Origin of the sequence: Allobosea sp., from assembly GCF_051860145.1 — a bacterium.
Classification (GTDB): Bacteria; Pseudomonadota; Alphaproteobacteria; order Rhizobiales; family Beijerinckiaceae; genus Allobosea.
In genome coordinates this window covers 250,183-263,062 of sequence record NZ_JBHYEM010000006.1, presented here as the reverse complement: position 1 = coordinate 263,062, position 12,880 = coordinate 250,183, and the positions used below count along the sequence as shown (strand labels likewise).

Annotated in this window: 12 protein-coding genes; 4 read left to right on the top strand and 8 right to left on the bottom strand. The window is 62.9% G+C overall.

Going from position 1 to position 12,880, the window contains the following annotated elements:
- Window positions 1-74: 74 nt before the first annotated feature.
- The 5 genes from ACTIF2_RS13160 to ACTIF2_RS13140 all read right to left on the bottom strand — a co-directional run bounded on the left by ACTIF2_RS13160 (window position 75) and on the right by ACTIF2_RS13140 (window position 5,858).
- On the bottom strand, window positions 75-1,136 hold the full coding sequence (locus tag ACTIF2_RS13160; protein WP_439497524.1) for an ABC transporter substrate-binding protein: 1,062 nt from the start codon (window positions 1,134-1,136) through the stop codon (window positions 75-77).
- A gap of 27 nt (window positions 1,137-1,163) precedes the next feature.
- A complete protein-coding gene (locus tag ACTIF2_RS13155) occupies window positions 1,164-1,934 on the bottom strand; it encodes an SDR family NAD(P)-dependent oxidoreductase (RefSeq protein WP_439497523.1) in 771 nt (256 codons plus the stop codon).
- Window positions 1,934-3,667, bottom strand: coding sequence for an acetolactate synthase catalytic subunit (locus ACTIF2_RS13150; RefSeq protein WP_439497522.1), 1,734 nt, complete (start codon window positions 3,665-3,667; stop codon window positions 1,934-1,936). The genes ACTIF2_RS13155 and ACTIF2_RS13150 overlap by 1 nt, the downstream gene beginning before the upstream one ends.
- The gene (locus ACTIF2_RS13145; protein WP_439497521.1) at window positions 3,664-5,019 is read right to left on the bottom strand and encodes an aspartate aminotransferase family protein; all 1,356 of its coding nucleotides are present in this window, start codon (window positions 5,017-5,019) and stop codon (window positions 3,664-3,666) included. The genes ACTIF2_RS13150 and ACTIF2_RS13145 overlap by 4 nt, the downstream gene beginning before the upstream one ends.
- 137 nt (window positions 5,020-5,156) lie before the next feature.
- A complete protein-coding gene (locus tag ACTIF2_RS13140; RefSeq protein ID WP_439497520.1) occupies window positions 5,157-5,858 on the bottom strand; it encodes a GntR family transcriptional regulator in 702 nt (233 codons plus the stop codon).
- 193 nt (window positions 5,859-6,051) lie between these two features.
- Here ACTIF2_RS13140 and ACTIF2_RS13135 point away from each other — a divergent pair, with 193 nt between their 5' ends.
- From ACTIF2_RS13135 to ACTIF2_RS13120, 4 genes are all read left to right on the top strand, one after another.
- A complete protein-coding gene (locus tag ACTIF2_RS13135) occupies window positions 6,052-7,194 on the top strand; it encodes an ABC transporter ATP-binding protein (RefSeq protein ID WP_439497519.1) in 1,143 nt (380 codons plus the stop codon).
- Between the two features lie 3 nt (window positions 7,195-7,197).
- A complete protein-coding gene (locus tag ACTIF2_RS13130) occupies window positions 7,198-8,064 on the top strand; it encodes an ABC transporter permease (RefSeq protein ID WP_439497518.1) in 867 nt (288 codons plus the stop codon).
- Between the two features lie 43 nt (window positions 8,065-8,107).
- On the top strand, window positions 8,108-8,926 hold the full coding sequence (locus tag ACTIF2_RS13125; protein WP_439497517.1) for an ABC transporter permease: 819 nt from the start codon (window positions 8,108-8,110) through the stop codon (window positions 8,924-8,926).
- Between the two features lie 107 nt (window positions 8,927-9,033).
- A complete protein-coding gene (locus tag ACTIF2_RS13120) occupies window positions 9,034-10,575 on the top strand; it encodes a M81 family metallopeptidase (RefSeq protein WP_439497516.1) in 1,542 nt (513 codons plus the stop codon).
- 84 nt (window positions 10,576-10,659) lie between these two features.
- Here the strand turns inward: ACTIF2_RS13120 and ehuD are convergent, their stop codons facing one another.
- Genes ehuD through ACTIF2_RS13105 form a run of 3 tightly spaced genes read right to left on the bottom strand, consistent with a single transcriptional unit; the run spans window position 10,660 to window position 12,873 of the window.
- Window positions 10,660-11,328: an ectoine/hydroxyectoine ABC transporter permease subunit EhuD gene (ehuD, locus tag ACTIF2_RS13115; RefSeq protein ID WP_439497515.1), complete on the bottom strand. Its 669-nt coding sequence runs from the start codon at window positions 11,326-11,328 to the stop codon at window positions 10,660-10,662.
- Window positions 11,318-11,977: an amino acid ABC transporter permease gene (locus tag ACTIF2_RS13110; RefSeq protein ID WP_439497514.1), complete on the bottom strand. Its 660-nt coding sequence runs from the start codon at window positions 11,975-11,977 to the stop codon at window positions 11,318-11,320. The genes ehuD and ACTIF2_RS13110 overlap by 11 nt, the downstream gene beginning before the upstream one ends.
- Before the next feature lie 14 nt (window positions 11,978-11,991).
- Entirely contained in the window at window positions 11,992-12,873 is an 882-nt protein-coding gene (locus ACTIF2_RS13105; protein ID WP_439497513.1) for a transporter substrate-binding domain-containing protein, read from the bottom strand.
- Window positions 12,874-12,880: the final 7 nt, after the last annotated feature.

The following is a 12,880-nucleotide window of genomic DNA, read 5'->3' as shown; positions in this document are numbered from 1 at the left end:
GCTCTGCCGGGACTGTCGGCATCCACTTGTCCGTTTCGATTCCGGCGAAACACCCGCCCTGCTTGGATCTGCTGCTACTGCTGGAGCCAGAGGTTCCAGCGGTCGAGCAGCCGGGCCTTGTTCGCGTTGATCCAGTCCGCATCGGGTACGATCAGGCCCTTGAAGACCTCCGGCGCAAGCGGCAGCGCTGCCTGGGCCTGCGGGCTCATCAACGGCAGCGCGGAGCGGCTCACCGGTGTGCATGTGGAAGTCTCGCAGCGCTTCGCCTGGCCCTCGATATGGTTCAGCGAGAACTCAAGGAACCGCAGCGCATTCTCGCGATTGGGCGCGCCCTTGATCAGCGCCCAGCGGTCGCCGACAAGCACAGCCTGGTTCAGGCTCCATTCGAGCGGCAGATTCTCGGCTCTCAACGCCGAGGCCCGCGTTTGCCATATCATCCCCATGGCATATTCGCCGCTGCGGAAGCCCTGGGTGCTCTGGTCCCCGGTTTTCCACCACAAACCGACATGCGGCTTGATCTCGTCCATCTTCTTGAAGGCGCGATCGAGATCGAGCGGGAACAGCTTGTCGACCGGAACGCCGTCGGCAAGCAGCGCCGCCGCGAGAACCCGCCACGGATCATTGAAGCTCGGTAGCGCCCTCTGACCGGGAAAATCCTTGACGTTCCAGAAATCTGCCCAGGTCCTCGGCTGTGCCTTGGGAAACTGATCACGGTTATAAACGAGCAAGGTCGTGCCATAGGCAGCGAGCACGCCGCTTGCCTTGCAGGCGCCAGGCAAAAGGTCGTCGCGCTGGGCGAAGCGCGTGCAGAACTCGCTCATGTCCTCGTTCAGAGCTCGGTGCTCCGCTGATGATGATTGGATTTCTCCAGCCTGATACAGATCCCAGGCTACCTGTTTCGCGCTCGCCATCGCTTTGACGCGCGCGACATTCTGCGAATCCGATCCCGAGACCGCGACGACCTTGATACCGGTGGCTTTCTCGAAGGGATCGTAGAAATGGCGGCGCAACTGCTCCTCCTGGAAGCCGCCCGTCGTTGCAATCACGAGTTCCTTGCGCTGCTGGGCAGACGCAGCGCTGGACAGAACAGCCGCGGCAACCAGACACAGTCCAAACACCTTCATCCGCGTAAGCATGCTCAACCCCCTCTTGTTTCACAGTGGCTAGGACGGTGAGAACTCGCCGCCGTTCACGTCGATGATCGCGCCATTGATGAAGTCGGCATCAGGGGCGCAGAGAAAAGCCACCGTTCGCGCGATGTCGTCGGGCTGCCCGAGACGGCCGATTGGAACCCGTGAGAGCGCTGCCTGGTTGGTCGGCGAAGATGGATCGCCGGTCATCTCAGTCATGACCCGCCCCGGACAGACGGTATTGGCCGTGATGCCGTGCGCCGAATATTCTGAGACGATCGAGCGGGCGAGCCCTGCCAGCGCGGCTTTTGACGCGACATAACTCGCACTCGCGATGCGCGGTATCGTGCGGCCAGCGATTGACCCGATCAGCACAATGCGGCCATGGCGGCGCGCAACCATGCCCGGCAGGACTGCTTGGCAGCACACCAGCGCGCCAGTCAGATTGACCGACAGGACGTCGTTCCACTCCCCGAGAGGAATCTCGGCGAGCGGCGTCCGCCCTGTCGGCTTCTTAGGTGAGAAGCCGGCATTGCAGATGAGGGCATCCACCTGGCCAAAGCGTTTGGTAGCCGATCCGATGAAGGATGCGACGGCGGCTGCGTCGCGGAGATCGACCGTCTCGGCCAACACGCAGTCGGGGCCGAAGCGACGGCTCAGTTCGGCGCCCGCCCGATCGACGTGTGCCGCCTGCTGGCTGAAGATCGCCACGCTCCAGCCCAAGGCCAGTAAATGCTCGGCAACGGCGAGGCCGATGCCTGAGCTTCCTCCGGAGACGACGGCGACGGGACGGAGCGCGGTCATCAGGCGAGCTCGCGCTCGGCGACAGTCTCGTGATCGAGCGTGCCGTCATAAAGCGAGATCGCGGGATGGGCTCCGGGATCTGTCATGACCTCGATCAGCACCGGCAATGGCCTGGCCAGCGCCTTTCGCAGCGCGGGTAAGATGTCGGAGGGGTCGTGGATCCGGATTCCCTCGCAGCCGCAGGCGCGTGCGATCGCGGCATGGTCGACGGGGGCGAAATGGCACGCGCTGGTATAGGTGCCGAACTTCACGGTCTCGGCATCCTTCTGGTAGCCCAGGATGCCGTTGTTGAGCACGATCGCCGTCAGCGGAATGCCCATCCGCACCATCGTCTCGAGCTCGGCCCAGGAGTGGGCGAAACCGCCATCGCCGACGAGCGCCACCACCGGCGATGACGGCCGCGCGACCTTGGCGCCCATGGCGAGCGGCACGCCCCAGCCGAGACCGGCGAGCCCCCTCGGCGTCAGGAATCGCATGCCCGGCGCGAGCGCGCGCAATTGGCCCACGATCCACATCGAGGAATAGCTCGCATCGGCGACGACGATGGTTTCAGGCGTCAGCAGGGTTTGCAGCTCGGCCATCACCCGCTCTGGGCGGATCGGGCTGGTATTGTGCATGGAGAGCGGAGCACGCGCGGTCTCGAAGCGCCGCCAGGCCTCAGCGATTCTGGCTTCCAGCGCGGGCCGATGCGAAAGGCGAGCCGTCAGGTCCATCCGCTTCAACGCTTCGACGAGCGCCTCGATCGTCTCGGCCGCGTCGCCGACAAGACGGCTCGCCTCGTAGTTGCGACCGATCTCCTGCGGATCGACGTCGATCTGGATCAGACCGGCGCCGGGCGGAACGAGACGCCAGCTGTCCGTGCCGTTCTGGTTGTTGCGCGTGCCTATCTGCAGGATGAGGTCGGCGTCTGCGAGCAGCTTACGACTGTGGCGTCCGAGCGATGTCGGCCCGACCAAAGCGCCGAGGACTCCGCATGACAGGGGATGGAGTTCGTCGACAGCGCCCTTGCCCATATTGGTCGTGAAAACCGGCAGCGCCGCGAGATCCTGCAGTTTCGCGAGCGCCTTCGGAGCGCAATCCGAAAGAGCGCCGCCTCCGGCCATCACCACGGGATGGCGCGCTGTTGCGATCGCTTCCGCCGCGCGGCGGATCGCAGCGTCGGCCGGCCGCGAGCGATCGAGCGGGTAGCGTCCGTAATTGCCCATGCGTCGATGCTTCGAGGGTATGGCCGTTTCGCGCAGCACATCCGCTGGGAGAAGCAGTACGACGGGACCCGGCCGGCCACTGGCCGCGGCGACAAAGGCGCCATCGATATAGTCCTCGACGCGATCGGCGCTGCCGAGGCGTTTCGTCCATTTCGAGCACGATGCGAACAAGGCGATGTGATCGAGTTCCTGGAACGCATTCTTGTCGACCTGGTGCCGCTCCACCTCCTGAACGAGTGCGACGATCGGAATGCTGGCCTTCAACGCTTCGGCTAGCGGCGGAACGAGAAGCGTCGCGGCAGGGCCGTTCTGGGCTGCTACGACGGCGACGCGCCCCGAGATCCGGGCATAGCCATCGGCCATTGCGCCGCCCATGTTCTCCTGCCGGTATGCGACCTGCCGGATGCCGAGAGCTTCGGCGGCCAGGATCACCGCCGAGGGCAGGCTCTGGCCGAAGATGACCTCGACGCCGTGGCGCTGAAGGGCAGTGGCGATCGCTTCCGCGACGGTGGGGGCAGGCTTGGTCATGCTGCAAGGCTTTCGATCAGGTCGGCGCGGGTCGCCAGGAACTCGTCGAACACGGACGCGACGAGGTCGATGTCCGCGGTCGTCATGGGGGTCGAGAGGCAGGCCGCCGCGCCGCTGGGCAGGATCACGCCGGCCGTCGCGTAGGCTCGGGACAGCTCGTTCATCACCGCAGTTTCGGCTGCACTCATCGTTGCTTCACGAAAATCGCGTGGCAGCGCCGGCTTGGGATGGATTCGGAACAGCGACGCCACCCCCGATACGGTAAAGGGCGCACCATGCCTGGCGATTGCCGCCAAGAGTTGCCCGCGCAATCGATCCCCCAGCATCTCCAGATGCTTGAACGCCCCATGGTCGAGCGCAAGCATCGAGGCAAAGCCCGCAACCATCGAGAGCGGGTTGGCCGAAAAAGTACCGCCCTGCGGCAGGGCCGGCTTCTTTCCATTTGCGTCGAAGACGCTCATGACCTCGCGGCGGCCTGCGATGGCCCCGATCGGCATACCGCCGCCGATGATTTTGCCGAAGGTGAAGAGGTCGGGCTTCAGGCCGTGTCGCGCAGAGGCCCCCTCATAACCCTGCCGGAAGCTGAGCACCTCGTCAGCGATGATCAGCACGCCATGACGCCGGGCTGCGCTTTGGATCGCCGCGATGAAGTCGGGGGTTGGAGCGATCAGCCCTGCGCGGCTCGGCATGGGATCGAGGACGATGGCGGCGAGGCGGTCGGCGTGCGTCCCGATCAACGCCTCGGCGAGCTCGGCATCGTTGAAGCGCAGCGTGACCACCTCACCCAGCACGGAGGCCGGCATGCCCCGATAATAGGGAACCGCCGCCGGCTCGTGGCCGGGACCCCAATTGTCCGGGGTGCTGGCCTGACTGACTTCCACCCAATCATAGGCGCCATGGTAGGCGCCCTCGATCTTCGCGATCGCCGAACGGCCGGTAAACGCCCTCGCCGCCTTGATGGCGAACATGACGGCTTCGGAACCGGTATTGACGAAACGGATGGTCTCGACGCCAGGCACGCGGTCGCAGACCAATTCCGCGAGGTCGATTTCAGCCAAGGTCGGATTTGCGAAGCAGGTCCCTGACTGCAGCTGGCGGGTGACAGCCTCGACGACCGGCTCGAAACGATGCCCATGGATCAGCGTGGTGAAGTTGCCGTTGAGATCCAGGAAGCGCCGTCCGTCGACGTCGACGAGATAGGCGCCCTCCCCGCGCTCCATATAGCGCGGGATCGGGTCGCGCTCGATCGTGACCCTGGTCGTCCCGTCAATGAAGACACGCCTGGCGCGGTCGAAGGCTTCTCTCGAAAGCCGCCCAACGGAGTTGTGTCCCTCGGTGTCGCTTGCCGTCATGTCTCTGATCCAGAACCGCCGAACCGCGTCGGCTGGACCGAGCTAATGCTATATTGATGTTTGGTGCAACAAAAATATTTGGCGCAAATTTTCCAACGGGCATCTTCGCCATGTCGCGGGATCGAAGAGTGCCTGACTCAGAGCCGCCCGCTCTCAGCCGCGGCTTCGACCCGGGCCTTCAGGCGCACATAGCCGTCCCGAATATCCTGCTCCATCGCAGCTCTGACCTTCGCGCCGTTCTTCAGGCGCAGCCCCTCCAGCGCCGCCATATGATTGGAGACGCCGCGCCGGTTATGGGCGAAATCGGGATAAAGACCGTTGAGGGACGGTCCCACGCGCAGCCAGAGCGTTTCGATCATACCGACGAGTCGGGGCCAGCCGGAACGTCTGTAGATCAGGAAGTGGAACTCGCGATTGACCTTCAGGACTTCGCGATAATCCTCACGATCGAGCCCGGCATTGATTTCTTTCTGCATTTGCTCGAGCTCGGCGATGTCCGTTCGAAGGATGGCCAACACGGAGCGCTCGGCAGCCAAGCCTTCCAAAGCCAGCCGGGTCGCGGCGATCTCGTCGAGGGTCTCCATCGTCAGAGATGGCAGGACGACTGTCTTGGGTCCCTCGTTCACCAGTGCGCCTTCGGCCAGAAGGCGGTTGATCGCATCCCGAGCCGGAGTCGTGCTCACGCCGAGCGCTGCCGCAACGGATCGAACCGTCAGCTTCTCGTTCGGCGGGAAGGAGCCCGCGACGATGATCTGCTTCAGACGCTCATAGGTCAGTTCACCCAGATTCGACTGCCGGACGATGGGCGAAACGACCCCCGCGAGCAAGTGTTCAGACATGCGATCCTCGTGCAGTTTGATGCATCAAATAGGCGAATCCTCCCCATAACGCCAGTTCGATTCTGCCACGTGCTTGACAAGCCCTGCCCTATAAATGATACATCAAACGTCAAAATTAGACCAGCTGATACAGCGCTCGCCTGGTGCCGATGACGACAAAGGCGCACCCCAAAACCGTTTCAGAGCCGAGATCATGAATCAGATGCCAAACAATGACGCCTTTCGGCCTCCAGCGAGCGCCACCTCGATCAAGGGCGAGTCCATCACGCTGAGGGCCGTATCCAAACGGTTCGGCCCGGTCGTCGGGGTGGATGGCGTCGATCTCGGTGTCCGCGCTGGCGAATTCCTCTCGCTGCTCGGCCCATCCGGCTCCGGCAAGACGACGCTGCTGATGATGCTCGCCGGTTTCGAAACGCCCACCTCCGGTTCAATCGCCTTGGGCGATCGCGACCTGACTTATGTCCCGCCTAACAAGCGTGGAATCGGCATGGTGTTCCAGCGTTATGCCTTGTTCCCGCATATGAGCGTGGCCCAGAACGTCGCCTTCCCGCTCAAGATGCGCGGGGTTCCAAGGGCCGAGATCCCCGCCCGGGTCGAGCGGGCACTCTCGCTCGTCCGCCTGCAGGATTATGGCGGCCGGATGCCGGCCCAGCTCTCCGGCGGCCAGCAGCAGCGCGTCGCGGTTGCGCGCGCGCTGGTTTTCGAGCCGCCGGTGCTGTTGATGGACGAGCCGCTCGGAGCACTCGACAAGAAGCTGCGCGAAGAGTTGCAGATCGAAATCAAGAAGCTCCACGAAAGCCTCGGCGTCACGATCATCTATGTGACCCACGATCAGGAGGAGGCGCTGACCATGTCCGACCGCATCGCGGTCATGGACAAGGGCCGCATCCGGCAACTCGGCAGCCCGACCGAACTCTATCATGAGCCCAACAGTAGTTTCGTCGCTGACTTCATCGGCAAGATGAACTTCGTCGAAGGCGTCGTGCACAGCATCGACGACGGCCACGCCGACATCGTCATCTCCGGTGAAACCATCGCGTTTCCGACGTCGCGGATCGTGGCAGGCGCCACGCTCAAGGCGGGCCAGCGCGTCCGTATCGCAGCGCGCCCGGAGAGCATGGGCGTAACCGCGATCGCGACGGGTGCGATTTCGGGCCAGATCGAGACCTCGGTGTTCCTGGGATCGCACCGGACCCTGATCGTGCGCATGGACGATGGCACACAGCTTCAAGTCCAAGTGCCGTCCTCCCATCGTGATGTAGCGGAACCCGAGCGCGGCCGCGCCTTTCTGGCGCTGGATGCGTCGGCCGTATGCCTGTTCCCGCGTGAGGGCTGAGCCATGGCAACCTCACCGACCGCGCAATCCGAGACCTCGACTGCCGGCGAGCTGTCGCGCCGGCTGTCCCTCGGCCTGGCCCTGCCCCTGCTCCTGCTGCTCGGCTTCGCTTTCCTCGTTCCGATTGGAAAGCTGCTCATGGGCAGCGTGTTCGCACCGACCGCAACGGCGGAGCACTATGTCCGGATCGTGCAGGAGCCGGTCTTCCTGCGCATCCTGCTGCGCACGATCCAGACCGCGACGATCGTCACCCTCCTCGCATTCCTGCTCGGCTATCCCGTCGCGATCGTCATGTCGCGGCTGCAGGGTCGCGCCGCCATGCTGGTCGCGGCCTGCGTCCTGATCCCGCTCTGGACCAGCGTGCTCATCCGCTCATATGCCTGGATCGTGCTGTTGCAGCGCACCGGCATCGTCAACAGCACGCTGAAGGACTGGGGGGTGATCGATCAGCCCCTGCGGCTGCTCTACACCGAGGGAGCCGTCATCCTCGCCATGACCCACGTCCTGATGCCGTACATGATCCTGCCGATCTTCTCCTCGCTGAAATCCATACCTCCAGAGCTCGACCGCGCCGCTCGCAATCTCGGCGCGGGATCATGGGCGAGCTTCACCGCTGTGACGCTGCCGCTGAGCCTGCCTGGAATTTATGCTGGCTCGATCATGGTGTTCATCCTGTCGCTCGGCTTCTACGTCACGCCGGCCCTGGTCGGCGGTCCCCAAAACCTGACCATAGCGACGCTGATCGGACAGCAGACGACGGAGCTGTTGAACTGGCCTTTCGCCGGAGCGCTCGCCGGCGTCCTGCTGGCGATAACCCTCGGGCTCGTCGGGATCTTCAAGCGGTTCCTGCGCTTTGGAAAGGGCGCCTGACATGTCGGCTTCCACGATACCAAGCTTTCCAGACGCTCCCGCCATGCGCCGCAGAAACGAGCGATCCTGGTCGCCTTCGATCGGCCGCTGGCTCCTCAACGGGTTCGTCGCCCTCGTCCTGGCCTTCCTGCTTCTGCCGACGCTTCTCGTCATACCGATGTCGCTCGGCGAAGCGTCCTACATCCAGTTCCCGCCCAAGGGGCTGACGCTCAAATGGTACCAGGCCTATTTCAGCGACACCGACTGGATGAGCGCGACATGGTTCAGCCTGCGGATCGCCCTCGCAACGACAGCAGCCGCGACGATTATTGGAACGCTCGCATCCTTCGCGGTCGTGCGCGGCAACCTGCCCGGCGCGCGCGCTATCCAGGCGCTGACGCTTGCGCCACTGATCGTTCCGCATATCGTTCTGGCGGTGGCCCTCTATCTGGTCTTCGCCCCGCTGGGACTAACCGGAAACTTCGCAGGCTTCGCGCTCGCCCACACAATGCTGTCGGTGCCTTACGTGATGCTGACGGTGACCGCGGCGCTGCAGCGTATCGATCCGTCTCTCGAACTCGCGGCGCTCAACTGCGGCGCCTCGCGGCCACAGGCATTCCTGCATGTCGTGCTGCCGAACATCGCGCCAGGTGTTGCAGCGGGCGCGGTCTTCGCCTTCCTCGCATCCTTCGACGAAGCAACCGTCGCCTTCTTCATTTCGGGCGTCGAGGGCAAGACCATCACGCGCAAGCTGTTCGAGGATATCGACTACAATCTGACGCCCGTCATCGCTGCGGCTTCGACCGTGATGGTGGTGCTGTCGCTCGTCCTGATGGGCGGCGTCGAATGGCTGCGGGCACGCGGCGGCCGAATCTCCCGATAGCGCCTGGCGGCGATGGAATCTCGCCCCGGTGAATGCACAGCCTCCTTCGGCGCGGGTTGAACGCCAGTCTCCCTCCCGCATAGCCACAGCCAGAACGGATTTTCAGCATGAACGCTCCCGCTCGGCCGCCTGTCCGTGTGATCGTTGCACGGATCTTCCATGAATCTCATGGCTTCAATCCGAGCCTCACTCCGGAAGGAGGGTTCGTGATCGTGGAAGGCGGCATGGTTTTGACCGAGGCGCGAGGCTCGGGAACGACGCTTGGAGGTATGATTCCCATCCTCGAGGCGGCGGGTGCGCAGTTGATCCCGGTGTTTTCGGCAAGCGCTCCACCCAGCGGACTGGTTGACCACGATTTTTATCTGGGCCTGAAGCAGACGCTCGTTGCCGCGGTCCGCGAACATAGCCCTGACGCCATCGCTTTAGAGCTGCATGGCGCGATGGGAACCACTCTCGTCGCTGATGCGGAAGGCGATCTGCTTCAGGCCGTGCGCGCCGCGGCAGGACCCACGGTCGTGATCGGGGTCGGCCTCGACCTTCACGCGCATCTGACCGAGGCGATGTTGTTGGCGACAGACATCTGCATCGCCTGCAAGGAGAACCCCCATTCCGATGTCGTCGCATGCGGCGAGAAAGTCGCTCGCGGCATTCTGTGCGTCCTGGGTGGCACATTGTCGCCGGTTCGAACCCTGGTGAAGGTTCCGATGCTTCTGCCGGGCGCCAATGAAACAGCGGCAGGCCCCCTGAATCATCTTCATGAGATGGCGAGGACACTCACAGCTCAAACCCCAAGCATATGGGACATTTCACTCTACAATGTCTTCCGCTTTCTCGACGATGAAGGCATGGGACAGGCCGTCGTCGTCACGAGCGACGCCGGCCACGAAGCGAGCGCGCAAGCGGCAGCCTCGCGGCTTGGCGACGAGTTCTGGCTCCGCCGGCATCAATTCGTCGATAATCTCCTATCGATCGACGACGCGCTGGACCTCGTGTCGTGCCGTGCCGGCTCCGAGCGGTATGTGCTTGCCGATATGGGCGACAGGGTGCTCGCGGCTGCGCCGGGTGATTCCACGGCGATCCTCGCCGCACTCTTGTCGCATCCAGGAAGGCCGCGAGCCGCATTGCCTGTCACCGATGCCACCAGCGTCGAGAAAGCACGACAGGTCGGGTTAGGCCAAACCGCCCGATTTCGGCTCGGGGGCAGAATGACGCCTGGCTTTGCTCCACTCGACGTGGAAGCGCGCGTCCAGAGCCTTGGCGATGGGATGTTCAGAATGCGCGGCCCGTATCGGGGGGGCGAATTGACCGCCCTGGGGGACGTGGCCGTTCTACGGATCGACGAGCGCATTTCGGTGCTGGTGACGAGCAAACCTGGTTTCACCCATGATCCAGCCGCGTTCGAAAGCAACGGAATCTTGATCGACGATCACGACTGCATCGTCGTCAAATCCGGCTACCATTTCATGCTCAATTTCGCCGGCCTGGCTACGCCGCTCATGCTCCGGACACCGGGCATCGGCTATTATGCAAAGGGTCTCTTTCCCTGGACAAAGGGGCGCTTCTGGCCGGAGCATGACGTCGGGCCGACGCCGGTCGGAAACCCTGTCATGTTCCGCCGCGATGAACCCTCGCTGCGCCAGACTCGGTGATCCAGCATGCGCCTGGATCGCACAGCAATTGATTTAACTTACCTATTCGCCCCATTCATCCCATAGCCTCCGAAACTCAGAGCATCACCGTCGCCCCATGGCGGAAAAAGCCGTCACGCGCTTTTCAAGCCGGTGAACGAGAAAGGCCACGCCACCGGCAAGCATCAGGAACAGCACCCCGACGACCAGCATCGGCTCCGCGTATCGATAAGTCTCGGAGGCGACGTCGAAGGCGCTTCCGAGCATCTCGGGCACGGCGATGACCGCAAGATACGGCGTCGCTTTCAGGATGGAAACAAAGTATGCGCCCATTGGGGCTGCGATGTTCCGCAGCATCTGCGGAGCTATGACGAGAATGATCGTGAGAAACCGGCTCAGGCCTAGCGAGATACCCGCCTCGAACTGACCACGCGGAACAGCGTCGATACCCGCCTTGAATACTTCGGCCAGATAACCGGAATAATAGATGCTGAGCCCCAGAACCCCGACCACCATCGAGGGCAACACGATGCCGTAGCTCGGCAGCACGAAGAACAGGAAGTAGAGCTGCACGAGAATGGGCGTCGAGCGGATGAAGTCGATGACGAAGCGGATGACATAGCCGACGCCATGCCCCGCCCGCCTCAGCATTTCCCAGGCGAAACCCAGCAAGGCGGCGCCAAACGAGCTGAGGATCGCCACCATTATCGTGTTGCCGAGCCCGTCAAGAACGCGCGGCACGATCTCGACAGCGAATGCAAGGTCAAAGTTCACGAAGCCCACCCTGCCCGCGGCCAAGGGTCTGCTCCACATAGCGACCGAGGATCGTTATCGGGTAGCAAACAATGAAGTAGGAAATCAGAAGCGCCGTGTAGATCGTCGAGGGGTCATATTGCGTCTGGGCTATTTCTTTTGCCCGGAACGTCATGTCCGTAAGCGTTATCAGAGAGACGAGCGCCGTTCCTTTGACCAACTGGATGGCCTGATTGATGAATGTCGGAATCATCATCCGTATCGCCTGAGGCAGCTCGATCAGCCGCAGCACCAGAAATCGGTTCAACCCGAGGGCCAGCCCCGCCTCGGACTGCCCTCTGTCCAGCGCCTGAAGGGCAGCCCTGACAGACTGGCTTCCATATCCACCGATGTTCAGGCCCAGGACCATCGAGCCGACCGCGATTGCGGACAGATAGACGCCGAAGGCCGGAAACGAGTAGTAGAACGCGTAAAGCAGAACGATGACCGGCGAGCTTCGCCAAAATTCGATCGTCGCCGTAACCAGCGTCTGACGCCAGCCTTTGGCGAAATATTGAAGGGTGCCGAATATGACAGCGAAGGGGATCGCATATAGCAGGCCAATAACAGCCACGGTCGCTGTAATGGAAAAGCCCTTGAATATTTCAGATATGACGGTCGCGTAGCTCATCGACTGACGCCAATCTAACGGTAATTGTCAGGGCACAGGTCTTTTGCGACCAGGCCGGGAGGCGCCGCCTCCGCGTCGGTGAACCGGTATTTTTTCATGATCTCCGCGAGCTTTCCGTTGGATTTCTGCTCGCGGAGGCTCTGGTTGTAGATATTCCGGAGCTCGACGTCGTCGGTGCGGAATGCAATCGCGGCGTAGTTTGCGGCTTCGCGCCCGTTTTCGAGGATACGGCCCTTGAACGGCAGTGCCCGTTCGATGCCCTTGATGTTCGGATCGTTCAGGGCGGCTATCACCGTTGCCGACGACAAGGTCACAGCGTCCAGACGGCCAGCGAGCAACGCCGAGACGGTCGCCTCGACGCTCTGGAATTGCTGAAGCTGGCTGGAAGGCACCCCGGCTTTCAAAGCGTTCTCGGTGTTGGAACTTGCGCGGCCGCCGCCGAGGCGCAGAGCCGGATTCTTGACGATATCGGCGTAGCTGTGAATGCCCAGCGGATTGCCGGCCTTGACGATGACCCCATCTCCAATCGCAAGGTCGGGATCGCTGAAGATGACCTGCTCGCAGCGGGGCGGGGTGATTGCCAGACCGGAGGCGACCACATCGATGCGCCGGGCGAGAAGGCTTGGTATCAGCGCCCCGAAATCCATGACGACGAAGTCGATCGTCTCGATCCCGACCGGCCCCAGCACCGCTTTGATCAGGTCCGGGTGAAACCCGGACACGCCGCCATCGGCCGTTCTGACCCCCCAGGGCATTTGATTGTGGATGCCGATCGTCAGCTTGCGCTCGGCCAGGACCCGCTCCTTGATCGATTGCGCATGACCAGGAGCGAGGAGGAACGACGAGGCCGCAACAGCCCAGGCAACGCTTCGTATGCAGGACGACAGGACCGACATTGCACAC